This is a genomic window from Pseudomonas sp. GW456-L12 (assembly GCF_059424045.1).
In genome coordinates, this window is the sequence record NZ_JBWKZA010000016.1 from 106,464 (window position 1) to 132,197 (window position 25,734).

The window sequence follows — 25,734 nt, forward strand, 5'->3', positions numbered from 1 at the left end:
GCCTGGAAAAGGCCTGACGCCGGGTCCGGGACAGGACTCAGTTGGACAATTGGCTGGCGAACTGGCCGACGGCGTTCACCACCTTCTGCGCACCGTCCTGGATCTCGACGATCACCGTGCCGGCTTCGGCGGCCAGGGCCAGGCCCTGCTCGGCCTGGGCCTTGCCATCGGTCATCAGCGCCACGGCCTCGCGCGCCATGTCCTGGTTCTGCCGTACCACGCCGACGATTTCGTCGGTGGCCTTGCTGGTGCGCGAAGCCAGTTGCCGGACTTCGTCGGCCACCACGGCAAAGCCGCGTCCCTGTTCACCGGCCCGCGCCGCTTCGATGGCTGCGTTGAGCGCCAACAGGTTGGTCTGCTCGGCGATGCCGCTGATGGTCTTGACGATGGTGCCGATCACCAGCGACTGCTCGTTCAGCGCCTCGATGCCCTCGCCGGCCTGCTGCATGTGCTTGGCCAGGTCGCGCATCACGTTCACCGCCTCGGTCACCACGGTGGTGCCGCGCTGGGCGCTGTTGTCGGTTTGCAAGGAGGTGCTGTAGGCAATGTTCGCCGCCTCGGCGACTGCCTGCTCCTGGTTCACCTGGTCGGTGATCACGGTGGCGAACTTCACCACCTTGTACAGCCGGTTGTTGGCATCGACCACCGGGTTGTAGGAAGCCTCGAGCCAGACCACGCGGCCGTAGCTGTCGATGCGCTTGAACCGCCCGGCGACGAACTCGCCGGCGTTCAGGCGCTTCCAGAATGCCTGGTACTCCGCGCTGTTGTATTCCTCGGGCTCGCAGAAGGTACGGTGATGCTTGCCCTGGATTTGCGCCAGGCTGTAGCCCATGCCGTGGAGGAAACGCTCGTTGGCCGCCAGCACGTTGCCGTTGAGGTCGAACTCGATCACCGCCGTGGAGCGGACCAGCGCGCCGATCAGGTTCTCGTGCTCGCGAGAGGCTTCGATGGTGCGGGTCAGGTCGCTGGAGTAGATCGAGAACTGTTTGATCCGCCCCTGGGAATCGCGAACCGGCTGGGAGATCGAGCGCAGCCAGGCTTCCTGGCCGTTGCCACGCAGCAGGCGTACCGCGCCGGCAAAATGCTCGCCACGGGTCAGCGTCGCCTTGAAACGGTGGTGGAATTCATCGGTCTTGACGTGGGCCGGCACTATGTCCTCGATGTGACGACCGACCAGTTCGCTGCCCCTGTAGAGCATTTCCAGGTTGAAGTTGTCGTTGACCGACAAAATGCGTCCATCGGGATCGAGAACCAGCACCAGCATTTCGCTGTCGAGACTGTCCTTCACTTGCTGGAGGCTCGAGAGTTCTTCGCGTAGAGCCAACAGCTCTTGCTTCAAGCTTTTGTTGAACATGGGATGCACCGATGGGCTGTAATAGTGGGCAGCATTGTCTCTAGCCATCGGCGCTTGAGTATTTTTCTGAAGAGCCCATAAGACATATCCGACCAAAAAACTTTGAAACGCCTCGGGCCCCGGCCCTGCGGGGCTACAACCCATGCTCCGGAGCCCGGAAGAGGGGCTATAGTCGTGCTCTGGAAAATCAACGGCAATCGACGGAGTGCAATCTATGGAGGCTTCACGCAAGGCCCTGTTCGACCAGGTAGCGACGCGTCTGGGACACGCTTTCGACGGTGAAATGCGCATCGGCGGCAACTATGTGCCCGCGGTGCAGAACGGCGACGAGGTGTACGTCAGCGGGCAGATCCCCCGCATCGACAACACCGTGAAGGTGGTCGGGCGGGTCGGTGGCGATGTTTCGCTGGAAGACGGCCGGTATGCCGCACGTATTTGCACCATGCGCGCCCTGGCGATCCTCGCCCAGTTGCTGGGCGATCTGCAGCGGGTGAAAAAAGTCCTGCGGCTCAACGTCTATGTGCAAAGCGCCGCCGACTTCACCCAGCAGAGCGAAGTCGCCGACGCGGCCTCCGAAGTGCTCTATTCGATCTTTGCCGAGGCCGGGGTGCACACCCGCACGTCCCTCGGGGTCTATCAGCTGCCGAAGAATGCCGCGGTGGAAATCGACATGATCGTGGCCCTCGAACCGCTTCCCGCGCCCCATGAGGACGTTGAGGATTAACTACCATTGGTGCGGCACTGGCCCATGACCTGATACTCAACGGTCTTGAGCTGTCCGGCCGAATCCTCATAGGTCATGCGTGACGGCACCGGGTTGCAGGCCTTGGCCGGCGGCGTCACGTTGACCACCTTCTGGATGTCCAGGGGCATGCCGTAGCGATAGTTTTCCACCACCGGCGCCTCCTTGCCCTGCTTCGCCGCGTAGGCCGCCATGGCCTTCTCGTTCGCCTGCATGGCGCGGTCGAAGGTGCGGTCGCCGCCGCCTTCGGCCATGGCCAGGGACGACAAGGAAAGTACCAGGGTGGCGATACTCAATTTAAATAACTTCATGACTGCTTCCTCGTTTTGGTTAGTTGCAACGAGGATAACCAGCGGACCCTGTCGGGAAGATCACGGATACATTACTTATATGTAATAAACCCAAGACCGCTTCTTGCCCTTGAGAAAACCCCATATAAAACAAGGCCTCCAACTAAAAACAAATACAACTTACAATTTTTATCCTTGCAGAATTGTAATAACCGGGTCACCTCCGCGTTATCTGTTGTTTGCAACTATCGACGCTGACTCCAGCCGTTAACCAGACGGTTCGCGAGTACAACTAACAAGAACGCCCCAGGCGACATAACAGCTGATAGCTGCCCATATCCAGGAGCAAACAACATGCGCACTCAAACCCGCTGGTCCCTGTCCGTGTTTTCCGCGGTACTGGGGCTGAGCCCATTGGCCGTGAACGCGGCAGACGACCAGCCCGAAGGTTTTATCGAAGGCAGCAGCCTCAACGTGCTGGCCCGTAACTACTACTTCAATCGCGACGATCGCAAGGGCCAGTCCAGCCCCACCGGCAACGGCTATTCGGAGGCCTGGGCCCAGGGGCTGATCGGTAAGTTCGAATCCGGCTTTACCCAGGGCACCGTCGGTTTCGGCCTCGACGCCTTTGCCATGTATGGCCTCAAGCTCGACTCAGGCGCCGGCCGCAGTGGCGGTCGCGGGTCGTTCGGCATGCTGCCGGTGGACAGCGACAACCACCCGGCCGACAACTACAGCAAGGTCGGCGGCGCGGCGAAAATGCGCCTGCTCGACACCGTGATCAAGGTCGGCGATGTCTTCCCGAAAACCCCGGTGGTGCATTACGGCGACTCGCGCCTGCTGCCGGAAAGCTTTCGCGGCGCCACCTTCGAGAACACCAGCATCGACGGCCTGAGCCTCCAGGGCGGGCGCCTGCATAGCATGAGCCAGCCCGACAGCAGTAGCCTGCGCGACGGTTTCGCCACCTTCTATGCCGGCAAGGTCGACTCGCCCTGGGTCGCCTACTTCGGCGGCGACTACAGCCTGAACAAGCACCTCAGCTTCAGCCTCTACAGCAGCCGCCTGAAGGACGCCTGGGACCAGTACTACTTCGGCAGCGCGGCGACCTGGCCGATCTCGGACCAGTTCTCGCTGTTCGCCGGGTTCAACTATTACAAGGCGGTGGACGAGGGCAAGAAACTGCTCGGCGAGTTCGACAACGACATCTGGAGCGCCAAGATCGGCGCCACCTATGGCGCCCACACCCTATCCCTGTCGCACCAGCGCAACAATGGCGACGACGACTTCGACTACCTGCGCCAGTCGGACTCGATCTTCCTCGACAACTCGATCCAGTACAGCGACTTCAACTCGCCGAAGGAACGTTCGTGGATGGTCCGCTACGACCTCGACATGCAGCCCCTGGGCATCCCCGGCCTGTCGTTCATGACCCGCTACGGCAAAGGCAGCGACGCCGACTACAGCAACGCCAACGCGGTGTACATGCGCCGCGGTGCGGACGGCAATCCGCTGACCGACCAGCGCCGCTGGGAACGCGATATCGAAGCCAAGTACGTGGTGCAGGGCGGCACGCTCAAGGACCTGTCGCTGCGCATCCGCCAGGCCACCGTGCGCTCCAGCAGCTTCGAATCCGACCTGGAGGAATTCCGCCTGATCGTCGAATACCCGCTGGCCATTCTCTGAGCCCTTGCGCCGGGCGGGTTAGAGGCCCGCCCGACGTTAAAACTTCTTCACAGACGCCTGTCTTTCAGAACTGTAATATCGCCCTCACCTTCTCGTCAGGTTGGCCTTCGTATACTTGCCCGCATGCCCGAGCCGACAGCGCTTCGCTGGCGGCCAGCCACTTGCGGGAGATCATGTCTTGAAGCCTGCCCACCTGACTCCGCCTGGCCAGCCCAGCGCGCTTCCCAGCGATAACAGCAGCGAACGCGCCAGGCATGCCCTGGAACAATTCTGGCTCGGCCAGCAACAGCACAACGGCGAAAACAACCACAACGGCGCAACCGGCGCCGCCCCTCACAGAACCGCAGGGCCCAGGCATGCACAGCCTCCCGCTGACGCCGGCCCACCCCGAGCACATTCATCTCTGAAGCGTTTTTTCGAATGCTCCTTTGGAAAGAGATGAATTTTTAGCGTCCCGCATGGGACGCTTTTTTTTGCCCACCACTTCCCTCCCCGTAGCCGCTGCCGAGCCCGCGAGGCTGCGATCGACTGCGAAGCAGGCGCCGCTTCTGAAATCGCAGGAGGTCCTGCGACCAGCGTGGCCCGGACCATCGCAGCCTTCGGCAGCGGCTACAGGGTGCGTGCCCTCTCAATAAACAAAACCCCGCCTGCGTATGACGCAGGCGGGGTTGGTTGACGCCGGTCGCGGGTCAGTCGTTCAGCAGGTCCTGCAGTTCCTGCTCTTCTTCCTTGCGGTGCGCCCAGTGGTACAGCGCCGGCAGCACCAGCAGGGTCAGGGCGGTGGAGGAGATGATGCCGCCGATGACCACGGTGGCCAGCGGTCGTTGCACTTCGGCGCCGGTGCCGGTGGCCAGGGCCATGGGGATGAACCCCAGCGACGCCACCAGTGCGGTCATCAGCACCGGGCGCAGGCGGGTCAGCGCGCCTTCGTTGACCGCCGCGGCGAGCATCCGCCCTTCTTCGCGCAGGTTGCGGATAAAGGCGATCATCACCAGGCCGTTGAGCACAGCCACCCCCGACAGCGCGATGAAGCCCACCCCCGCCGAGATCGACAGCGGGATATCGCGCAGCCACAGGGCCATGATCCCGCCGGTCAGGGCGAAGGGAATCCCGGTGAACACCAGCAGCCCGTCCTTGAGGTTGTTGAACATCATGAACAGCAGGCCGAACACCAGCAGCAGCGCCACCGGCACCACGATCTCCAGGCGCTTGGAGGCTTCCTGCAACTGTTCGAACTGGCCGCCCCAGGTGATCCAGTAGCCGGTCGGGATCTGTACCTGATCACCAATGGCCCGGGTCGCCTCTTCGACGAAGGAACCCATGTCGCGCCCACGCACGTTGGCGCTAACGATCACCAGGCGCTTGCCGTTCTCGCGGCTGACCTGCGCCGGGCCGAGCACCAGGTCGACGCTGGCCACCTCCGAGAGGGCGATGAAACCCAGTTGCCCGTTGACGCTGCCCGCGGCCGCCGCCACCGGAATCAGCAGGCGCGACAGCCCGTCGATGTCGGTGCGCAGGCTGTCGGACATGCGCACCAGCATGTCGAAGCGCCGGTCGCCCTCATACAAAATTCCCGCCTTGCGCCCGCCCACGGCAATCGCCACGGCGTCCTGCACATCGCCGACGTTGAGGCCGAAACGCGCGGCCTTGTCGCGGTCGACATTCACCGTCAGCACCGGCAGGCCGGTGGTCTGCTGCACCTTCACTTCGGCGGCGCCGTCAATCTTCTGCAAGGTCTGCGAAATCTCTTCGGCGGTCTTGTTCAGCACCTCCATGTCATCGCCGAAGACCTTCACCGCGACATCGCTGCGTACCCCGGAAATCAGTTCGTTGAAGCGCAGCTGGATCGGTTGCGACAGCTCGTAGACGTTGCCCGGCAGGCTGTTACTGACCCGTTCGATGTCGGCAATGATCGCCTCGCGCGACTTGCCTGGGTCCGGCCATTGCGCCTTGGGCTTGAGCATCAGGTAGGCATCGGAAATGTTCGGCGGCATCACGTCCGAAGCGATCTCGGCGGTGCCGGTACGGGCGAACACCCGCTCGATTTCCGGGATCTGCGCCAGCAGGGTTTTCTCCAGGGTCTTCTGCATTTCCACCGACTGAGTGAGGCTGGCGTCGGGCACGCGCATCGCCTGCTGGGCGAAGTCGCCTTCGCTGAGGCTGGGGATGAACTCGCTGCCCATGCGACTGGCCACCAGGCCCGAGACCAGCACGCTGAGAACGGCCAGGGCAAAGGCCAGGGAACGGTGGCTCATCACCCAGCGCAGCACCGGTTCGTAACCCCGACGGGCGCCGCGCATGACGAAGTTTTCTTCCTCCTTGACCTTGCCGGTGACGAACAGCGCGATCGCCGCCGGGACGAACGTCACCGAGAGGATCATCGCCCCCAGAAGGGCTATCACCACGGTGAAGGCCATCGGGTGGAACATCTTCCCGGCCACCCCGGACAGGGCAAAGATCGGCAGATACACCACCATGATGATCAGTTGCCCATAGATCAGCGCCCGTCGCGCTTCCCTGGCCGCGGCGAAGACTTCATGCAGGCGTTCGGAGCGAGTGAGCATGCGCCCGTGATGCTGCTGGGCATGGGCCAGGCGGCGGATGGCGTTCTCGACGATGACCACCGCGCCGTCGACGATGATGCCGAAGTCCAGCGCGCCGAGGCTCATCAGGTTGGCGCTGACCTTGTTGGTGAACATGCCGGTGAAGGTGAACAGCATGGCCAGCGGGATCACCATGGCGGTGATCAGCGCGGCGCGGATATTGCCCAGGAACAGGAACAGAATGGCGATGACCAGCAGCGCGCCTTCGATGAGGTTTTTCTTCACCGTGGCCACGGCCTTATCCACCAGGTTGGTGCGGTCGTACACAGTGACCGCGGTCACGCCCTTGGGCAGCGAGCGATTGATCTCGGCGAGTTTTTCCGCCACCACCCGGGACACCGTGCGACTGTTTTCCCCCACCAGCATGAACACCGTGCCGAGCACCACTTCGCGGCCGTTCTCGGTGGCCGCGCCGGTGCGCAGCTCACGACCGATGTCCACGGTGGCCACGTTGCTGACGCGAATCGGCGTGCCGTCCACGGTATTGATCACGATGTTGGCGATGTCCTCGATGGACTTCACCTGCCCCGGCGCGCGGATCAGCAACTGCTGGCCGTTGCGCTCGATATAGCCGGCGCCGACGTTGGCGTTGTTGCGCTCCAGGGCGGTCATCAGGTCGCTCAGGGTCAGGTTGTAGGCCGCCAGGCGCCTGGGGTCCGGGGCGATCTGATAGAGCTTGGCGAAGCCGCCGATGGTGTTGATCTCGGCCACCCCCGGCACGTTGCGCAGTTGCGGGGCGATGACCCAGTCCTGGATCACCCGCAGGTCGGTTGGCGTATAGGCCGTGCCGTCCTCCTTGAGCGCGCCCGGCTCGGCTTCCACCGTCCAGAAGAAGATCTCGCCGAGGCCGGTGGAGATCGGCCCCATGCTCGCCTCCACGCCTTCGGGCAGCTGTTCGCGGGCCACCTGCAGGCGCTCGTTGACCAGTTGCCGGGCGAAGTACAGGTCGGTGCCTTCCTTGAAGATCACCGTCACCTGGGACAGGCCCGAGCGCGAAGTCGAGCGGGTCTGCTCCAGGCCCGGCAGGCCGGCCATCGCCACTTCCACCGGGTAGGTGATGCGCTGCTCGGTTTCCAGCGGCGAGTAGCCGGGCATGCTGGCGTTGACCTGGACCTGGACGTTGGTGATGTCCGGCACCGCGTCGATCGGCAGTTTCTGGTAACTGCCGATGCCCACGGCGGCCATCAGCAGCACCGCCAGCAGCACGATGATGCGCTGCTCGATGGCGAATTGAATGATGCGTTCAAACATGGGAAGTCACTCTCCAGGGAAACACTCAGTGCGGATCAATGGCCGTGCTCGGCCGAGCCCTTGCCCAGTTCGGACTTGAGGATGAAGCTCCCGGTGGTCGCCACCTGGGCCCCGGCGCGCAAGCCTTCGCGGATCTCGACGAAGCCGCCTTCGCTGCCGCCCAGCACCACGGGGGTGGCCTGGAAACCGTCGGCGATACGCACGAACACCGCAGGCTTGTCTTCCACGCTCTGGACCGCGCTCTGCGGCACGGTTACCCCGGCCTGGTAGGTGTCGGTCGCCACCTGCACCGAGACGAACAGCCCCGGCCGCCAGACATCGTCCGGGTTGGGTACGGTGACCCGCACCGTGGCGGTCCGGGTCTGCTCGCCCAGCAGGCTGCCGACATAGGCCACCGTGCCCTGCACCTGGGTGCCCAGCTCGGTGGACTGCACCCGGACCGGCTTGCCCACCCGGACCTTGTTCAAGTCCTTGGGAAACACGCCGAAGGTGACCCAGACCCGAGACAGGTCGGACAGGGTGAAGGCGGCGCTGGTCTCGCCCACCACCTCGCCGACGCTCAGGTGTTTTTCCACCACCACGCCGTCGAACGGCGCACGCATCTCATAGCGGTTGCCGCCCGCCAGCACCGCGCTGCCACTCAGGGCGTTCATCTTTTGCCGGGCATTGTTCAGGGCGATTTCGGCTTCCTGCAGGGTCTGGCGCGCCAGCAGGTAATCCTGCTCGGCGGAGATCTGGTCGACCCACAACTGGCGCTCGCGCTGGAAGGTGGTGCGCGCCAGCTCGACCCGGCGCTCGGCGGCGGCCAGTTCGCTGCGCTGGTCGGAGATCTGCTGGCTGGCGATCACCGCCAGCAGCTCGCCCTTCTTCACCGTCTGGCCGAGATTGACCGCCACCGACTCCACCACCCCGGCCGCGCGCGGCACGATGTGCGAGGTGCGGTCCTCGTCGAAGCGGATCTCCCCCGGCAGCGTCAGCAAGCTGCTGAGATCCCGCGGCGCGGCCTCGGCCAGCTGGATGTCGGCGGCCTTGATCTGCTCGGCACTGAGTTCGACCTTGCCCTCTTCCTCGGCATGCCCCTCAGCTTCCGCTTGCCCCTCTTCGCCTTCCTGATGCGCCTCGCCGTCCTTGTGCGTGTCCGCCTTGGCCGCGGGTTTCGCCTGCGCGGCCACCGGCGCCGCCTGGAACAGCTCCTGCCACATCAACCCGGCCACGCCGAGCGCGATCGCCACGGCCAACGCCAAGGCTGTGCTTCGTTTCTTGTCCATGCATGCTCCTGAAAAAATCGACTCGACGCGCCAACCGGCAACAGCGACGCGTCATGAGGTCTGTGGAAAAAAGAAATCGCCGAGCGCCCGATGCAGCTCATGCAGGCACCAATGGGACGCGCCCTCCTCGACCCGGCTCGGCAGCGGGACGCTGCAATCGGTGACCAACAGCGCGCCCAGGCACAACAGGACGAACAACGCGGTTCTCACAGCGTGCGATCGGGGCCGGCGAGATCGCCGTAGATGCGCTCGATGCGCACCCAGGCGTCGGTGGACTGGGCCACGGCGGCGATGTACTGGGTGCGGGCGCTGATCAGCGTGCGCTGGGCGTCGAGCACCTCGATGAAGTTGAACTTGCCCATCTCGAAGCCACGGGTCGCAGTGTCCACGGCGTTTTGCGCGGCCGGCAGGATCACCTGGTTGAACGACTGCACTTCGTTGCTGGCGGTGCTCCACTGATCCAGGGCCTGACGGGTTTCAGTGCGCAGGCGCAGCTCCGCGGCGTTGCGCAGATCGCGGGCCTGATCGGCGCGCCGCGCGGCCGACAGCACGTTGCCCTGGTTGCGGTTGAACAGCGGAATCGGCATCGACACCCCGACCAGGTTGACCCGCTCGCGCACGCTGGCGTCGTACTGGCTGCCCACGCTGATATCGAGGTCGGGAATGCGCTGGGCCTTTTCCAGCCCCAGGGACGCTTCGCGCTGCACCACCTGCATTTCGGCCAGGCGCAGTTCGGTGGTCTGTTGCAGGCGCGCCAGCAATTGCGCCGAAGGCGGCAGCGACGGCAGCCCGCTGGCCGGCTCCGCGACGGCGCTGAAGTCAGTGGTGGCGGCCCCGGTCACGGTCGCCAACTGGCGATAGGCGTTGGCCCGGTCCATCTCGGCGCGGCTCAGTTCCAGGCGGACTTCCGAGAGCTGGACCTGGGCGCGGGTGGCCTCCACGGGCGAGGCCTTGCCGGCGCTCACCCGGCCCTTGGCCACCGTCAGCCCGCGCTCGGCCAGGGCCAGGGAGCGGCCGGCCAGATCGCTGCGCTCCTGGGCACGCAAGGCGCCGTAAAAGGCCGCGATCACATCGGCGCGCAGCTGGTTGCGCTGGCGTTCCAGCTCCAGCGCCGCGGCGTCCTGGGCACGGCTGGCGACATCGATGCGCGCGCCGCGCTTGCCGCCCAGTTCCAGGGTCTGGCTGAGCTTGACGGTGGTGGTGCGCGAGCTGCGGCGGGTGTCTTCGGCGTCCCAGGACAACACCGGATTGGGGATCAACCCGGCCTGCTGGCGGCCACCCTGGGCGATGTCGATTTCCCAGCGCGCCGCCGCCAGTTCGGGGTTGTTGGCAAAGGCACTGGCCAGGGCGTTGTCGAGGCTCAGCACCCGGCTCTCGGCCGCCGCGGCGTCCTGCAGCGCGGCACTGGCCAACAACAGGACGCCGGACAATGCCCCGACTATCCAGGCAAGTTTTTTAATGAGGGTTGGCATAACGCGTTCTAGCCCCTTACCGGTACAGAGTGACGGCGGAGGCTCTGCGGTGCGAGGAAGTTGAACCGGCACGACGCATCCACACTCCACCCATAAAACAACTAACAGGTGAGTATTTAGTGCCGGCCAAATGTAGCCTTCGGTACTTATCGACAGGGTGGCGCAAAGATTACAAATCCGTTAGCAAACGCTCTGCCACGGGCTTATGCATTAACATCCCGGCCATCGACCCGAGAGCAAGCTCAATAAATCCACAACTTGAAATATAGAGAAACAACTTCTCCCCGCACGACACTTCGAAGCTTTTAAATTCAGAACATTTAAATTAATAACCTTGAAATCCACAACTTTGAAAGTTGAATCATCCAGCCCGTTACTTTCAACGAAGTTATGGGACTGCCCCACTGCATTAAACACCGAGGCTAATTCAGCATGCGCATTCTGGTGATCGAGGATGAACCGAAAACCGCCGACTACTTGCATCAGGGATTGAGCGAAAGCGGCTACGTCGTCGATTGCGCCAATAATGGCGCCGACGGCCTGCACCTGACCCGCCAGCACGCCTACGACCTGGTGATTCTCGACGTCAATCTGCCGGAGCTGGACGGCTGGGGGGTGCTGCAGCGCATTCGCCAGAACAGCAATACGCGGATCATGATGCTCACCGCCCAGGGGCGGCTGGTGGACCGGATCAAGGGCCTGGACCTGGGCGCCGACGATTACCTGGTCAAGCCGTTCGAATTCCCCGAGCTGCTGGCGCGGGTGCGCAGCCTGTTGCGGCGCAGCGAGCAGTCGCCGACCCCCGATGTGCTGCGGGTGGCCGACCTGGAGCTGGACCAGGGCCGCCACCGGGCGTTTCGCGGCAAACAGCGCATCGACCTGACCACCAAGGAGTTCGCCCTGCTGCACCTGCTGATGCGCCAGAGCGGCGTGGTGCTGTCGCGGACCCAGATCATCTCGTTCGTGTGGGACATGAACTTCGATTGCGACACCAATGTGGTGGAAGTCTCGATCCGCCGCCTGCGGGCCAAGATCGACGACCCGTTCGAAAGCAAACTGATCCACACCCTGCGCGGCGTCGGCTACGTGCTCGAAGAGCGCGACTGAAGCGCTGTAGCCGCTGCCGCAGCCTGCGATGGTCCGAAGGACCTCCGGCGCCCCAAAGAGCAGCGCCCGCTGCGCGGTCGATCGCAGCCTCGCAGGCTCGGCAGCGGCTACAGGGGCTACAGGTGATTAATGTACGTGCTCTTCGTGCCCCTGTTCGTGAAAGCCGGCCTGTTCGACCTGGACCGTCACATGGGAGATATCGAAGCGCTCGTGCATCAGTTCGGTGACCTCGGCGAGGATCTGCTGTTCGCTGCGCCGCCCCAGGTCGGCCACCAGATGCGTGCTCATCACGTTCTTGCCGCTGGTCAGGGCCCACAGGTGCAAGTCGTGCACCTCGGTCACCCCGTCGATGGCGCGGATGCCCTGCTCGACCTGATCGATATCGATGCCGTCCGGCACGCCTTGCAGCAACACGTTCATGCTCTCCCTGAGCAATGTCCAGGTGCGCGGCAGCACCCAGAAACCGATGGCCGCCGCCACCAGCGAATCGACCCAGCCCCAGCCGGTGTACATGATCACCAATGCCGCGACGATCACGCCGATGGAGCCGAGCATGTCGCTCCACACCTCCAGGTAGGCACCCTTGACGTTGAGGCTTTCGGCGCTCGCCGAGGCCAGCAGGCGCATGGAAATCAGGTTGACGACCAGCCCCAGCACCGCGATCACCAGCATGCCCGTGGACTGGATTTCCGCCGGCGCGGACAGGCGCTGCCAGGCCTCGAACAGGATGTAGAAGGCGACCACGAACAACAGGAGGGCGTTGAACGCCGCGGCGAGAATCTCGAAGCGCGCATAACCGAAGGTGCGCTTGCGATCGGCCGCGCGCTTGCCGACCTGGATCGCCACCAGGGAGATCGCCAGCGCCAGCGCGTCGGTCATCATATGGGCGGCATCGGAGAGCAGCGCCAGGCTGCCGGTGACAAAGGCGCCGATCACCTCGGCGATCATGAAACTGCCCGTCAGCCCCAGGGCCATCCATAACTTGCGTTCGTGTCCGGCCCGAACCTGTCCGTGACTGTGCCCTGCGCCCATGAAAGCCCCCACCTGTGGAAATCGTCGTGGCTGATGATAGCCGGCCCAGGCAGCCGGCCCCGGCAAAATGACGCAATGGTCATGCTGCTGCCATCTGGCGGTTATGGATGACGGCTTTCAGCGCCCCAGGCGCGCCATCACCGCGAGCATATCCGGGCGCCGGGCGGCCCATTCCTCGCGGGTGATGCCGAGCAGCACCACGTCGATGCGCTGGCCGTCCTTCTCGACGTTCTGCCGGCGCACGCCCTCGAGGGTGAAACCGAATTTCTGGTGCAGGCGGATCACCGCCTGGTTCAGCGCCAGCACCTCGCAGTTGAGCTTCGCAAGGCCGGCCGCGCCGAAGGCATGGTCGAGCAGCCAGAATTCCAGCTGGCTGCCCAGGCCCTTGCCCTGCAAGCCGCTGTCCAGGTAGAAGGCCCAGTCGGCGCTCTTGTGCAGGGCATTGATCGCGTTCAGCGACACCACGCCACAGGCGATTCCCTCTTGCAGCACCACGAACACCGACTGCCGCGGATTGCCCGCCAGCGAGTCGAGCCAGGCACGGTGCTCGGCCTCGGAAATCTCATGGGAGGTGTACATGTACTTGCGCACATCCGGCTGGTTACGCAGCTCGCGCACACGCGCCTGCACCTGTGCACAAGTCTCGAGTATCGGCACGACCTGCATGCGGGGCTCCTGGTCTGAAACGGATGCCGCACAGCCTAGGGGCAACGGTGCCCGGCGGCAATTCAAAAGATCCCGCTACCCGACGCGGGCTTGCGCCGGCGCAGCCCATGCAGGCCCAGGCACACCAGGCTGGTGCCGAACGCGACGATCAACATGCCCTGCGGCGTCTCGCGCTCGCGGCGGCTGTCCAGGCATTCCATGGCGTTGGCGCATTGCGCGATGCACAGCTCCTGGCCATCGAGGGTGCAGCTCAGCACCGCGTCGCGCAGGTGGGTGAAGCTCAGCGTGCGCCCCAGGATCTGGTCATGGCCGACGTTCAGATAGCTGATGCCACGAACCACCTTGAGCCGGGTGTATTCGCCACTCTCCGCGTCCTCTATCAGCATCCCGCCACGGTCGGCATACAGCACCTTGCCGCTGAGGGATTCGACGTTGGCACCGTCCAGCCCATAGTCGACAAGGTTGAAGATCCACAGATGAAGCAGGGCCATGAACAGGCCAATGGCAAAGGACAACCACGCCGCCTGCAGCAGCGGGGGCAGCGTGGGGAAATCACGCAGGGAACGAAGGACGGACCGGATCAAGGCAGCTCCCGAAAACTGGCGCGTGGACCGCGCGTTTTTTTCGAGAGATTAGCGGGTAAATGGGCCTTGGCTAAGCACAACTTTCAGCGGTCTTGGCCGGGCTAAAACGCGGGCTGGCAACGAAGGCTCTAGCCCGCGTTCCCCGGCGTCTGCAGGTGTTTTCGGGGGCGATTTTTTCCCTGCGCGAAAGCCCCTTCAGGACCCGGCACAGACCCCAGGCGCCCCACTGCCTGCCAGCCTCGGCATGCGCGTACCGAAGTACCCCGCGCTGACCACCCCGACCGCGCCCATCACCGCGCAATAGATCACGCAGATCCACGGGCTCCAGGGCATCAGGCCGATCAGCAGCAAAGGCGTGGTGCTCGCCCACAGCGCGTAGGCGATGTTGTAGGTAAAGGAAATGCCGGAGACGCGAATCCGCGCCGGGAACAAGCCGACCATCACCGATGGCACCGCGCCCACCACGCCACAGCCAAGGCCGGCGATGGCGTAGGCCAGGCCGACCCAGGCGCCGCCGCTGATCAGGCAACCGTAGAGCAGGCCGATGCCCAGCGGCAGCAGCAGGCTGTAGAGCATCACTGTGCGCCAGGCGCCGATGCGGTCGACGATCAGCCCGGCCAGCACGCAACCGATATTCAGGAACACGATGCCCAGGCTGCTCAGGGCGAAGGTGTGGCTGGCGCTCATGCCGAAGGTTTTCTGCATCATGGTCGGAGTGATGACCACGAACACCACCACCGCCGAGGTCAACACGCAGGTGAGAATCGCCGCCGGCAACAGGGCCAGGCGATGCTCGCGCAGCACGGTGCGCAACGGCAGTTCGACGGCGCTGTCGCGCTGTTCCTGCATGGCCATGAACACTGGGGTTTCGCTGAGCCAGCGGCGCAGCCAGACGCCGATCACGCCGAACACTCCACCGAGCAGGAACGGGTAACGCCAGGCGTGATCGAGGATTTCCGCAGGGGTGAAGAGTTGCGCCAGCAGGGTCGCGGTCAGCGCGCCGATCAGGTAGCCGAAGGTCAGCCCGGCCTGCAGAAAGCCCAGGGCATAACCGCGATGGCCGGCCGGTGCGTGCTCGGCGACGAACACCCAGGCGCTCGGCACTTCACCGCCCACCGCCGCGCCTTGCAGCACCCGCAGCGCCAGCAGCAACAGCGGCGCGAAATAACCGATCTGCGCGTAGGTCGGCATGCTGCCGATCAGCAGGCACGGCAGGGCCATCATCAGGATGCTCAGGCTGAACACCTTCTTGCGCCCCAGACGGTCGGCGAAGTGCGCCATGAGAATGCCGCCCAGCGGCCGCGCCAGGTAGCCGGTGACGAAAATCCCGAAGCTCTGCAACAGCCGCAGCCACTCGGGCATTTCCGGCGGGAAGAACAGCTGGCTCAAGGTCAGGGCGAAAAATACGAAGATGATGAAATCGTAGATTTCCAGGGCGCCGCCCAGTGCCGCCAGGCCCAGGGTCTTGTAGTCGGACCGGGAAAACGGCGCCGGCCGCGCGTCAGGGGAAAAGGACATAAAGCCACTCGGTATTGGGCGAAATTCAAGGCGCCCATGGTCTACGCAAACGCCGCGAGGGACAACCGCAACCCCCTTCTGGGTCGGTTTTTAGGCTTTTCCTGTGCATTGAATCGCCGCCGCGGACGCCAATAATCGGCGACTTTCCCACCCGCAACAGGAAAGCCGCCATGAGCATCCATACCCGCAGCAAACGCCTGACCGTGCCGCAACTGGTGGCCATGAAAGGCCAGCAGAAGATCGTCTCCCTGACCGCCTACACCAGCCACATGGCGCGGCTGATGGACCCGTTCGTCGATTTCGTGCTGATCGGCGACTCCACGGCCATGGTCGGCTACGGCCGCACCTCGACCCTGGACATGAGCCTGGAAGAGATCATCGGCCACACCCGCGCCGTGGTCGCCAGCACCCGGCTGGCCTGCGTGATCGCCGACATGCCGTTCGGCAGTTACCAGGAATCGCCGCAACAGGCCTACCGCAATTGCGCCGAGGTGCTGGCGCGCACCGGCTGTGACGCGCTCAAGCTCGAAGGCGGGCTGGCCCTGTCGCCGACCGTGGAGTTCCTGGTGCAGCGCGGGATTCCGGTTATGGCCCATATTGGCCTGATGCCCCAGTACGTGAATGTCATGGGCGGTTTCAAGGCCCAGGGCCTGAACGACGCCACGGCCCAGGCCATCGAGGCCGACGCCCGCGCCCACCTCGAGGCCGGGGCGTTCAGCCTGTTGCTGGAAGGGGTGGCGGAAAACCTCGCGCGGCGCATCAGCGACTTCTCGGCGATGCCGACCATCGGCATCGGCGCCTCCCCCGCCTGCGACGGCCAGGTGCTGGTGACCGAGGACCTGCTGGGCCTGGGCGGGCCCCAGGTGCCGCGCTTCGTCAAACAGTATGCCGATGTCGGCGCGCTGATCAGCCAGGCCTGCGAGCGGTTCGCCGCCGAGGTGCGCGACGGTCGCTTCCCCGAGGCGCGGCACTGCTATGGCGTCTGATCGATGGCCCGGGCCAGGCGTTGCACGGCGCCGGCAATGTCCTGGCGCCAGTCGAGGGTGAAACTCAGGCGCAGGTGATGGCGCCACAGGCCTTGCTGGCTGAACATCTGCCCCGGGGCGATGACGATGCCCTGCCCCAGTAATTGCTCATAGACCTGGAGCATCTCCACCGGGCGCGTGGCCTCGGCCCACAGGGTCGCGCCCCCGGCCGGGGTGACCACCCGCAACTGCTCGGCGGCGTGTTCGGCCAGCAGCGCCTGCAGCTGGCCCATGCGTTCGCGCAGCAGGCCGCGCAACTGAACCAGGTGCTGATCGACCCGGCCGCTGCCCAGCAGCTTGGCCACGGCCTTCTGGCGGATCGGTGACAGGCGGAACGCGCGCTCGAGAAAGTGCCGCTGCAAGCGCGCGCCCTGGCCACGGCACAACACATAGCTGAAGGGCGCCTCGGAACCTATGACTTTGTCGAAGGTGGAAAACACCAGCAGCCGCTCGGGATCGGCGTAATCGCGATACCGCGCCGGCCCCGGGGTGAAGCAGAACTCGCCATAGCTGTCATTTTCCAACAGCCAGATGCCGCGCTCCCCCAGCCAGCGGCACAGCTGCCGTTTGTCCGCCGCGGGCATCAGGCTGCCGTGGGGCGCGCTCAGGGTCGAAGACAGCAGCGCCAGGCGCACCGGTTCGCGTTGCAGCATCTCCTGCAGGCGCTGGCGATCGAAGCGTCCCGCGGCGTCCAGTGGCAGCTCGATCACGCGGATCTTCGCCGCCTGCAATTGCCGCAGGATCGCCCAGGAACAAGGCGACTCCACCAGGGCGACGCTGCCGTTCAGCTCCAGGGCATCCAGCGACAACGCCAGCACCGCGCGCAAATCCGTGCCGAGAAACACCTGCTCGGCCTGCCAGTAATCCGTGGTCGAGCGGGTGTAGCGCTCGGCCAGCGCCGTGCGCAGCTCCGCCTCGCCAAACGGCTGGTACAGCGGCGCCTGGGAGCGCGGGTACTGGCGCACCAGCTCGCGCTCGGCGGTCAACAGGGGATTGTCCAGCGACAGCAGCATCGCCGGAGCGTCGCTGCACAGCGCCAGCATTCCGGGCTGGCGGGCGTAGGCATAGACCCTGTCCAGCAGCTCCGTATCCGGCGCCAGCCCTGGCGCCGGCACGGGGCGGCTGAAGTAGCCCTGCTTGGGCCGGGCGTAGATCCGCCCTTCATCCTCGAGCAAGCCATAGGCGTACTTGGTGGTGGAAACCGAGACCTTGAGGCGCTGGGCCAGGGCGCGCAATGACGGCAGGCGCTGCTCGGCCGCGCTGGCGCCGTCCAGCCACTCCACCAGGTAGCGGTAGACCGCCTGATAGGCGAAAGGCGTTTCGCGGCTCACCGCTTCAGGCGCCCTTGGCCAGGGCGATTGCCGCCTGGATCGCCGCGCGGGCCTGGGGGCTGTTTTTCCAGCAGCTGGAACCGACCAGGGCCGAGGCCTGAGTGACGATCTCCAGGGCGTCGGCCCGGGCCAGCTGGGCGAAGGAATCGATGCCCAGCTGTTCGAGGCGGGCGACCACGGTTTCGCCGACACCCTTGACCTTGAGCAGCGCCTGGCATTCTTCGAGCGGGAATGGCATGTACTTCAATCCTTTGCAGTGGGTACCAATTGCCGCATTCTTGCACAGTTTTCGGCCGCCCCAGCCTGAGGCGACCGACCTCCTGACAATCATAAAAAGACTTGAGGTATCGACGTGTCCACAGACATTGAAGACAGCCGTTCCGCCCGTTTTGCCCTGCGCTGCTCGAACTGGGCCGAGCGCTGGTTCCCCGACTCCTGGGTGTTCGCCGCGCTGGCGGTGATCATCGTCGCCCTCGCCACCATGGCCATGGGCGCCAAGCCCACCGACACCGCCATGGCCTTCGGCGACGGTTTCTGGAGCCTGATCCCCTTCACCATGCAGATGGCCTTCGTGGTCATCGGCGGTTATGTGGTCGCCAGCTCGCCGCCGGCGGTGAAGCTGATCGACAAACTGGCGCGCATCCCGAAGAACGGCCGTTCCGCCGTGGCCTGGGTGGCGCTGATTTCCATGGTCGCTTCCTTGCTCAACTGGGGCCTGTCCCTGGTGTTCGGCGGCTTGCTGGTGCGGGCCCTGGCCCGGCGTACCGAGCTGCGCATGGACTACCGCGCCGCCGGCGCCGCGGCCTACCTGGGCCTGGGCGCGGTCTGGGCCCTGGGCCTGTCGTCCTCCGCCGCGCAATTGCAGGCCAACCCGGGCAGCCTACCGCCGTCGATCCTGTCGATCACCGGGGTGATTCCGTTCACCCAGACCATCTTTCTCTGGCAGTCGGGCGTGTTGCTGCTGGCCTTGATCGTCGTCTCGCTGGTCATTGCCTATGCCACCGCCCCCGGTCCGAGCTCGGCGCGCGACGCCAAGGCCTGCGGTATCGACCCGAGCTTCAGCATGCCCAAGCCACAACCGCGTACCCGCCCCGGCGAGTGGTTGGAATACAGCCCGCTGTTGACCATTCTGCTGGCCTTGCTGGCGGCCGGCTGGCTCTACCATGAGTTCGCCACCAAGCCGGCGATCACCGCGATTTCCGGGCTCAACACCTATAACTTTCTGTTCCTGATGCTCGGCGCGCTGCTGCACTGGCGCCCGCGCAGCTTCCTCGAAGCGGTGGCCCGCGCCGTGCCGACCACCACCGGGGTGCTGATCCAGTTCCCGCTGTACGGCTCCATCGCGGCCTTGCTGACGGTGGTCAAGGGCGTCGACGGCCAGACCCTGGCCCACCACATCTCGACCTTCTTCGTGCAGATCGCCTCCCACGACACCTACGCGCTGCTGATGGGGGTCTACTCGGCGGTACTGGGCTTCTTCATTCCGTCAGGCGGCGGCAAGTGGATCATCGAGGCGCCCTACGTGATGCAGGTGGCCAATGACCTGCAATACCACCTGGGCTGGGCGGTGCAGATCTACAACGCCGCCGAGGCACTGCCGAACCTGATCAACCCCTTCTACATGCTGCCGCTGCTGGGGGTGCTGGGGCTCAAGGCGCGGGACCTGATCGGCTTCTCCTTCGTCCAGTTGCTGGTCCACGCCCCCCTGGTGCTGGTGCTGCTGTGGGCACTGGGCACCACCTTGAGCTACATGCCGCCCGTGGCGCCGTAATCTGTTGCCAGCGGCTCGCTCCCCTGTAGGAGCGAGCTTGCTCGCGATCGGCCGCCAGGCCGAGGGTGCCCGCCATACCGTCATTGCGGGCAATCGAGCGTCGACCAGCCGCTCCTGCAGAAGCAGCCCTACACGCCTTCCAGCTTCCCCCTAGCAGCGTCTAAGCCCCATCCCAGAGCCTTTTCTGTAGTCTTTCCGTCATATTCGGTTGCTACCGTGCAGCCGAAATACTTTGTTACGAATTGATCGAAAGGTAATCAGGGACCCGCATGAGCGACGAACACTCGAAAGACCCAGAACATTCCCAGGCCACGGAGCCACCCACCGACACCAGCCGCCGGCGTTTTCTCGGCGGCGTGGCGGTGCTGGGGGTCGGCGCGACGCTCAGCGCCTGCGGCCACAACGACCCGGCGCCGGGCAAGCCGGTGGAGCGCCCGCTGTCGCCGGCCGAGCTGGACCGGGCCCTGCGCGACAACGTGAAGAACGTGGTGGTGATCTATGCCGAGAACCGCAGCTTCAACAACCTGTTCGCCGACTTCCCGGGGCTGGAAAAACCGCTCTCGGCCCTCAAGCCCGCCGACTATCAGCAACGCGACCGCGACGGCAGCCTGTTGTCGGTCTTGCCGCCGGTCTGGGGTGGCGTCGCCCAGGTCGGGCCCCAGGCCCTGGATGGCGTGACCTATCCGGTCGGCACCCAGTACCAGGAGCACCTGCCCAACGCGCCCTTCGCCCTCAAGGGCCCCGATGGCGAAGACCTGCCCCTGGGGTTGGTCACCCGCGACCTGTGGCACGTGTTCTACCAGAACCAGATGCAGATCAACGGCGGCAAGAACGACGGTTTCGTCGCCTGGGCCGACTCCGGCGGCCTGCCCATGGGGTATTACGCCCAGAGCCGCTATGAGCTGCGCTTGTGGGATGTGGCCCGGGAATTCGTGCTGTGCGACAACTTCTTCCAGGGCACCTTCGGCGGCTCGTTTCTCAACCACCAGTACCTGATCAGCGCTGCCGTGCCGTTTTATCCGGATGCGGCCAATTCGGTGGCCAAGCCACAGATCGCCACCCTGCAGAGCGACGACCCGCGGGACAGCCGTCTCAAGCCGCTGGAGCAATCCCCGGCCAGCGCCATGAGCGGCCCGCCGCAATTCGGCCCGAGCCTGCTGACCCCGGATGGCTACGCGGTCAATACCATGGCCCCGCCCTACTGGCCGACCTGGATCCGCGACCCGCAGCGCCCGGCCTATGCCAAGGCCGACCTGCCCAATGTGCTGGTGCCACAGCGCCACGACACCATCGGCGACAAGCTCTCGCGCAAGGACATCGACTGGGCCTGGTACGCCGGCGCCTGGCAGGTCACGCTGGACGCCTACAAGGATTCGGCGGGGATTCCAAAGATCCCCAACTTCCAGTACCACCACCAGCCGTTCAACTACTTCGCGCAGTTCGGTCCCGAGCATCCCAACGAACGTAACCACCACCTGCGCGATGCGGGCCTGGGCGATGAGTCGAGCAGCAATCGCTTCCTCGCCGATGCCGAGGCCGGCAAATTGCCGCCGGTGGCGTTCTACAAGCCCCAGGGCAACCTCAACATGCACGCCGGTTATGCCGATGTGGCCGCCGGCGACCGGCATATCGTGCGCGCCCTGAAGGTGCTGCGCGAAAGCCCGCAGTGGCAGAACATGGTGGTGATCGTCACGGTCGATGAGAACGGCGGCTGGTGGGACCACGTCGCCCCGCCCAAGGGCGACCGCTGGGGGCCGGGGACACGTATCCCGGCGCTGGTGGTGTCACCGTTCGCCCGCAAGGGCACGGTGGACCATACGGTGTACGACACCGCGTCGATCCTGCGGCTGATTACCCGGGTGTTCCAGCTGGAACCGCTCGACGGCCTCAAGCAACGGGACGCGGCGATGATCGCCCGGGGGCAGGCGCCCATGGGCGACCTGAGCAATGCCCTGCACTTCCCGGCCTGAACCGACGGCAGCGGCCGCCCGGGCGGCCGTTTGCGGGTGCAAAAGAAAGATTTATTCCACCCTTTTCCTTGTCACCCGCTACTGTTTCAGTACGGAACTTACCTCGCCCAGACGAGGCCAACGCTGACAAGGAGCCAAGCATGAAACTCGCAAGACTGTCCTTCCCCCTCGCCGCCCTGACCCTGGGCGGCCTGAGCAGCCTGACCTTAAGTAACATGGCCCAGGCCAACGTCGATCTGAAGCTGGGCAACACCCAGCGCGTCACCCAACTCTTCTCCTACCCCAACAACTGCAACGTGATCTGCTTCCGCAACTGGACACTGGAACAGACCGTCGAGCATTACCTGACCCAAAGCGTGAAGCGCGATGGCTACAGCACCGCCAAGGTCAAGGTGAAGACCGATAACAACCAGCTGTACGCCAACATCAGCGGTGTTCCGAAGGACTATGGCAAGCCGCTGACCGCCCTGCTGGATGCCGGCGACCTGGCCTACAAGGGCGCCAGCAAACTCAACAGCGACGGCAAATGGACCTACAGCTGGTACCTGTTCCTGCCCCTGGGCATGGCCCTGGAAAACCGCAAGAGCGTCGAGCTGCTGCACTTCCCGCCGGACTACTCGCTGACTCAAGCCCAGGACTACCTGAAATCGGCCACCACCGACCGCTGGGCCACCCTGCTGACGACCAATGGCATTCCAACCGAGCAGACGCCGGGCTACCAGACCATCATCGATATTGCGCCGATCGCCGCCCCGGCCACTGCCGGCAAGGACCTGGAAGGCGTCTACGGCTACTTCCAGGACTACCAGACCACCATGGTCAAGCAGATCAGCCAGAGTGCCAGCGGCGCCGCCCTGCCAATGGTGGCCTTCGGCGCGCCGGTGCGTAACTGGATCAAGCAGCAGTACGGCCCGACCGTGAACGTGCTGGGCCTGGCGCAGATCAGCCCGAGCGCGGGCCTGAAGGTGCCGGTGCTGGGCTCCAACCACCCGAGTTACATCTGGTACGCGGCGGATCCGGAGAACTACGACGGCGATGAGGCCAAGGCCGACGCGGCCGGTTTGAAGGTGATGGGGCAGGATCTGAGCGCGGCCTGCTGGCAGGCCGGGATGGGCAGCAAGCCGGGCAGCGACCCGACAGTGCAGCTCAAAAGCTGCACGCAGAACTGGCAGGTGACCAACAAAGAGCAGACCTGCGCCTTGTTCTACACCTCGATCCGTAAGCTGACGCCGGAACAGGCCCAGGCCAAGTGCGCCACCACGCCGGTGCAGACCCAGCTGAAGCAGCTGAAGGCGCCGGCACCGTCGATGAGTGCCGAAGTACCGCCGCATATCTGACGGACAAGCGGTAACAGCTACATCCCATCGCGAGCAAGCTCGCTCCTAAGAACGGCACATCGCCCGTAGGAGCGAGCTTGCTCGCGATGGGTTTTCAGCGCCTCAGAGCGCCCCGACCGGACGCAGGCGGTACTGCGGCGGCAGCTGCTCGAAGCCACTGATGGTGGCGTTCAGGCTCTTCCAGCGACCGTCCTTGATGCCATAGATGCAACCGTGGATCGACAGGCTCTGCCCGCGATGCCAGGCGTTTTGCACAATGCTGGTGTGGCCGACGTTGGCCACTTGCTGGATCACGTTCAGCTCGCAGAGGCGGTCGACCCGTTCTTCCTCGGTGGCCAGTTGTCCCAGTACTTCGCGATGTTCGTAGTACAGGTCGCGAATCGAGCGCAGCCAGCCGTCGATCAGGCCCAGCTGGCGATCCTGCATCGAGGCGCGCACGCCGCCACAGCCATAGTGACCGGTGACCAGGATGTGTTTGACCTTGAGCACGTCCACCGCGTACTGGATCACCGACAGGCAATTGAGGTCGGTGTGCAGCACCACGTTGGCCACGTTGCGGTGTACGAACAGATCCCCGGGAAGCATGCCGACGATCTCGTTGGCTGGTACACGGGCGTCCGAACAGCCGATCCACAGGTATTCCGGCGTCTGCTGGCGGGCCAGCTTGGAGAAGAATTCAGGATCTTCCTGCTTGATCGCTTCGGCCCAACGCTCGTTGTTATCAATCAGGTCTTGTAGTTCGTTCATGCTGTGAAACCTCAGGATTGATGCGTTGCTATGACAGACGACTGTCTATCGGGGTCACGCGCGTCTATGCAGATACCGCTTATCCACCCCTTTGAATCTTGCCGGGTCTGGTGGGTCCACTCTTTAAGCCCAAAAGTATGAGCAACCGTCATGACTGAATCACGACGTCCCTATGGCGCGCCTCAGCCCGAGCCCATCGACGACAACGAAGACCGCATGGGTTCCATGGAAGAGCTGGATTTCGATGAAGAAGAACCCGGCGCCAGGGTCGGCGACCCTGCTTCCAGCCCTGTGGAGCATCGTACTCCCCACAGGCACATCCATGGCTCCAGCCTGACCGGCAACGCCGAGGATGAGCCCAACGACGATGAGCTGACCCCGGAAAACCTGATCCGCGAAGACGGCGCCCGCTCCGCCCATGAAGCCGGTGAAGACCAGCCGGCCGACTGGGACCTGAGCATTGTCGATGAAGACGATATCGGCGGCGGCAATGGCCTGGACGAAGCCGAACTGGCCCAGCGCGACCCACTGGATGGCAAACGCTGATACCTGCCTTTAACAACTGTAGGAGCGAGGCTTGCCCGTGATAGCGGTTTGCCTGACACACCGCTATCACGGGCAAGCCTCGCTCCTACGATAGCGGCTCGATACGCCGTCAATCGACCAGGGTGCAGGCCATCACCAACGCATCTTCGCGCCCGCCTGTCGCCGGATAGTAATCGCGGCGGCGGCCGACTTCGTTGAAACCGTAGCGCTCGTACAGACGGTAGGCGGTCTGGTTGCTGGAGCGCACTTCGAGGAAGCATTCGCGCGCGTCTTTCTGGTAGGCGCGCTTCATCAACTCTTCCAGCAAGCGCAGGCCCAGGCCACGGCCCTGGTTTTCCGGCTTGACGGTGATATTGAGCAGATGGGCTTCGTCGATGATCACCTGGATCACCCCGTGGCCGACCTGCTGGCTGCCTTCGAACATCAGCCAGACTTCATAGGATTTCAGGGCATCGGTGAAAATGCCGCGGGTCCAGGGATGGCTGAACGCCGCGTATTCGATTTTCAGGATGGCATCCAGATCCGCCTCGGTGGCCTGGCGGAACGATAAAGCGTCACTCATTGCTACTTTTCCAACGCGCCATCAGCCGACGCATGGCTTGCCAGACATCAGCCTTACGCTGTGGCTCTTCCATTAATAGTTCCAGCCCAGGCAGCGCCCAGGCCGAGCCCAGGCCTTCGACCTGGAGTTCACGGTTGTAGGACTGCGCATCAGCCTCGCCCGCGAAACGCACCGCCGGCAGGCCGATCAGCCACAGGCAGACACAAGGTTCTTCTTCGACGCGCGCCCCGACAAAGGCCTGGACGAAATCCCGCGCCGCGTCCGGCCCCTGGTCAAGATTGCCGCGGGTCAGCATCGGCCAGCGCACCGGCTCGGCGAGGATCTGCGGGCTGTCCGGCAGGCCGGCGGCGCGCAGCATGTCCTTGAGCAGCAGATAGGCCGGGTCGCGGCTCTGGAAGGCTTCGCCTGTGGGTAACTCCACCAGCAGCAGGCAACGACCGGCGCGCAGCAATTGCAGGGCGAAACGCGGTGGCGGCACGGGCGGGGCCTTGACCGGCGCCGGGGCCTCCTCGGCATCGACCACGGGCTTGCTGACCGGACGAACGGCAGCGCCGGCGGGACGCGGCACTTCGATTTTCGGCCGTTCGGCAGGCTTGGCCACAGGCTCGGCAACCGTTTTGGCCACAGGTGCAGGGGCTGCCGGGGCCTCGACCACGGGCTCGGCAATCACCAGCAACTCGGGACGGGACGGCGCCGCAAAGGGCAATTCGGTGCGCGGCAGCCAGCTGACCACCTGCATGGCGGACAGATAAGCGCGACGGCGGGACTCGATAAGCAAAGGTCGGCCACTTGTGGATAACTGAAGTGGGGGGATTCTACCGTCCTTCGCCGAAGATCGCCCGCAGTTGATTCGTCACAAAAACACCGGTCCAGCC

General features: G+C 64.5%; 22 protein-coding genes and 1 pseudogene. 8 read left to right on the top strand and 15 right to left on the bottom strand.

Annotated features, from left to right (window positions below):
* Positions 1–37: 37 nt before the first annotated feature.
* Both AC07Y9_RS20140 and AC07Y9_RS20145 read right to left on the bottom strand, forming a co-directional pair.
* The gene (locus AC07Y9_RS20140) at positions 38–469 is read right to left on the bottom strand and encodes a methyl-accepting chemotaxis protein (RefSeq protein WP_232539795.1); all 432 of its coding nucleotides are present in this window, start codon (positions 467–469) and stop codon (positions 38–40) included.
* Positions 470–577: 108 nt separating this feature from the next.
* Positions 578–1,645: pseudogene (locus AC07Y9_RS20145) on the bottom strand (PAS domain-containing protein); the annotation flags it as partial.
* Between AC07Y9_RS20145 and AC07Y9_RS20150 the strand changes: the two are divergent.
* A complete protein-coding gene (locus AC07Y9_RS20150; protein ID WP_007928830.1) occupies positions 1,569–2,078 on the top strand; it encodes a RidA family protein in 510 nt (169 codons plus the stop codon). The pseudogene AC07Y9_RS20145 and the gene AC07Y9_RS20150 overlap by 77 nt on opposite strands.
* Here the strand turns inward: AC07Y9_RS20150 and AC07Y9_RS20155 are convergent.
* Complete coding sequence (locus AC07Y9_RS20155) at positions 2,075–2,407, bottom strand: DUF2790 domain-containing protein (RefSeq protein ID WP_102679697.1); 333 nt, start codon at positions 2,405–2,407, stop codon at positions 2,075–2,077. The two genes, AC07Y9_RS20150 and AC07Y9_RS20155, sit on opposite strands and share 4 nt — an antisense overlap.
* A 333-nt stretch (positions 2,408–2,740) precedes the next feature.
* Here AC07Y9_RS20155 and AC07Y9_RS20160 point away from each other — a divergent pair, with 333 nt between their 5' ends.
* On the top strand, positions 2,741–4,069 hold the full coding sequence (locus AC07Y9_RS20160; protein ID WP_102679698.1) for an OprD family porin: 1,329 nt from the start codon (positions 2,741–2,743) through the stop codon (positions 4,067–4,069).
* Positions 4,070–4,758: 689 nt separating this feature from the next.
* On the opposite strand, the gene AC07Y9_RS20165 is transcribed toward AC07Y9_RS20160, so the two are convergent.
* The 3 genes from AC07Y9_RS20165 to AC07Y9_RS20175 all read right to left on the bottom strand — a co-directional run bounded on the left by AC07Y9_RS20165 (position 4,759) and on the right by AC07Y9_RS20175 (position 10,663).
* Entirely contained in the window at positions 4,759–7,923 is a 3,165-nt protein-coding gene (locus AC07Y9_RS20165; protein WP_102679700.1) for an efflux RND transporter permease subunit, read from the bottom strand.
* Between the two features lie 35 nt (positions 7,924–7,958).
* The gene (locus tag AC07Y9_RS20170) at positions 7,959–9,191 is read right to left on the bottom strand and encodes an efflux RND transporter periplasmic adaptor subunit (RefSeq protein WP_102679701.1); all 1,233 of its coding nucleotides are present in this window, start codon (positions 9,189–9,191) and stop codon (positions 7,959–7,961) included.
* Between the two features lie 206 nt (positions 9,192–9,397).
* Complete coding sequence (locus AC07Y9_RS20175; RefSeq protein WP_053262653.1) at positions 9,398–10,663, bottom strand: TolC family protein; 1,266 nt, start codon at positions 10,661–10,663, stop codon at positions 9,398–9,400.
* Between the two features lie 432 nt (positions 10,664–11,095).
* Here AC07Y9_RS20175 and AC07Y9_RS20180 point away from each other — a divergent pair, with 432 nt between their 5' ends.
* Positions 11,096–11,770, top strand: a complete 675-nt coding sequence (locus AC07Y9_RS20180) for a heavy metal response regulator transcription factor (protein ID WP_007930804.1) — start codon at positions 11,096–11,098, stop codon at positions 11,768–11,770.
* A 126-nt stretch (positions 11,771–11,896) separates the two neighbouring features.
* Here the strand turns inward: AC07Y9_RS20180 and AC07Y9_RS20185 are convergent, their stop codons facing one another.
* The 4 genes from AC07Y9_RS20185 to AC07Y9_RS20200 all read right to left on the bottom strand — a co-directional run bounded on the left by AC07Y9_RS20185 (position 11,897) and on the right by AC07Y9_RS20200 (position 15,570).
* Complete coding sequence (locus AC07Y9_RS20185) at positions 11,897–12,802, bottom strand: cation diffusion facilitator family transporter (RefSeq protein ID WP_007930163.1); 906 nt, start codon at positions 12,800–12,802, stop codon at positions 11,897–11,899.
* Between the two features lie 117 nt (positions 12,803–12,919).
* Positions 12,920–13,468: a UDP-4-amino-4,6-dideoxy-N-acetyl-beta-L-altrosamine N-acetyltransferase gene (pseH, locus tag AC07Y9_RS20190; RefSeq protein ID WP_007930162.1), complete on the bottom strand. Its 549-nt coding sequence runs from the start codon at positions 13,466–13,468 to the stop codon at positions 12,920–12,922.
* A gap of 62 nt (positions 13,469–13,530) precedes the next feature.
* Complete coding sequence (locus AC07Y9_RS20195) at positions 13,531–14,052, bottom strand: hypothetical protein (RefSeq protein WP_256580933.1); 522 nt, start codon at positions 14,050–14,052, stop codon at positions 13,531–13,533.
* Positions 14,053–14,247: 195 nt separating this feature from the next.
* Positions 14,248–15,570: an MFS transporter gene (locus AC07Y9_RS20200; protein ID WP_009045625.1), complete on the bottom strand. Its 1,323-nt coding sequence runs from the start codon at positions 15,568–15,570 to the stop codon at positions 14,248–14,250.
* A gap of 170 nt (positions 15,571–15,740) precedes the next feature.
* On the opposite strand from AC07Y9_RS20200, the gene panB reads away from it, so the two are divergent.
* Positions 15,741–16,556 carry a 3-methyl-2-oxobutanoate hydroxymethyltransferase gene (gene panB / locus AC07Y9_RS20205; RefSeq protein WP_102679702.1) on the top strand — a complete coding sequence of 272 codons (816 nt, stop codon included), beginning with the start codon at positions 15,741–15,743 and terminating at the stop codon, positions 16,554–16,556.
* Here the strand turns inward: panB and AC07Y9_RS20210 are convergent.
* Positions 16,544–17,926 (bottom strand): aminotransferase-like domain-containing protein, encoded by a 1,383-nt coding sequence (locus tag AC07Y9_RS20210; RefSeq protein ID WP_102679703.1) that lies wholly within the window; start codon positions 17,924–17,926, stop codon positions 16,544–16,546. The genes panB and AC07Y9_RS20210 overlap by 13 nt on opposite strands.
* A gap of 4 nt (positions 17,927–17,930) precedes the next feature.
* A complete protein-coding gene (locus AC07Y9_RS20215; protein WP_102679704.1) occupies positions 17,931–18,164 on the bottom strand; it encodes a Pathogenicity locus in 234 nt (77 codons plus the stop codon).
* A gap of 114 nt (positions 18,165–18,278) precedes the next feature.
* On the opposite strand from AC07Y9_RS20215, the gene AC07Y9_RS20220 reads away from it, so the two are divergent.
* The 3 genes from AC07Y9_RS20220 (at position 18,279) to AC07Y9_RS20230 (ending at position 23,004) form a co-directional block, all read left to right on the top strand.
* The gene (locus tag AC07Y9_RS20220) at positions 18,279–19,697 is read left to right on the top strand and encodes a short-chain fatty acid transporter (RefSeq protein WP_085532497.1); all 1,419 of its coding nucleotides are present in this window, start codon (positions 18,279–18,281) and stop codon (positions 19,695–19,697) included.
* 269 nt (positions 19,698–19,966) lie between these two features.
* A complete protein-coding gene (locus AC07Y9_RS20225) occupies positions 19,967–21,667 on the top strand; it encodes an acid phosphatase (RefSeq protein WP_102679705.1) in 1,701 nt (566 codons plus the stop codon).
* A gap of 140 nt (positions 21,668–21,807) precedes the next feature.
* Entirely contained in the window at positions 21,808–23,004 is a 1,197-nt protein-coding gene (locus AC07Y9_RS20230) for a hypothetical protein (protein WP_102679706.1), read from the top strand.
* A 102-nt stretch (positions 23,005–23,106) separates the two neighbouring features.
* Here the strand turns inward: AC07Y9_RS20230 and can are convergent, their stop codons facing one another.
* A complete protein-coding gene (gene can, locus AC07Y9_RS20235; RefSeq protein ID WP_007930139.1) occupies positions 23,107–23,751 on the bottom strand; it encodes a carbonate dehydratase in 645 nt (214 codons plus the stop codon).
* A gap of 150 nt (positions 23,752–23,901) precedes the next feature.
* Here can and AC07Y9_RS20240 point away from each other — a divergent pair, with 150 nt between their 5' ends.
* Positions 23,902–24,297: a hypothetical protein gene (locus AC07Y9_RS20240; protein ID WP_053262658.1), complete on the top strand. Its 396-nt coding sequence runs from the start codon at positions 23,902–23,904 to the stop codon at positions 24,295–24,297.
* A 109-nt stretch (positions 24,298–24,406) separates the two neighbouring features.
* Here AC07Y9_RS20240 and rimI read toward each other — a convergent pair whose 3' ends face one another.
* Together rimI and AC07Y9_RS20250 are read right to left on the bottom strand one after the other, a co-directional pair.
* Positions 24,407–24,859, bottom strand: coding sequence for a ribosomal protein S18-alanine N-acetyltransferase (rimI, locus tag AC07Y9_RS20245; RefSeq protein ID WP_007930137.1), 453 nt, complete (start codon positions 24,857–24,859; stop codon positions 24,407–24,409).
* Complete coding sequence (locus tag AC07Y9_RS20250; RefSeq protein ID WP_053262659.1) at positions 24,852–25,637, bottom strand: hypothetical protein; 786 nt, start codon at positions 25,635–25,637, stop codon at positions 24,852–24,854. Before AC07Y9_RS20250 ends, rimI begins: the two co-directional genes overlap by 8 nt.
* Between the last annotated feature and the right edge of the window lie 97 nt (positions 25,638–25,734).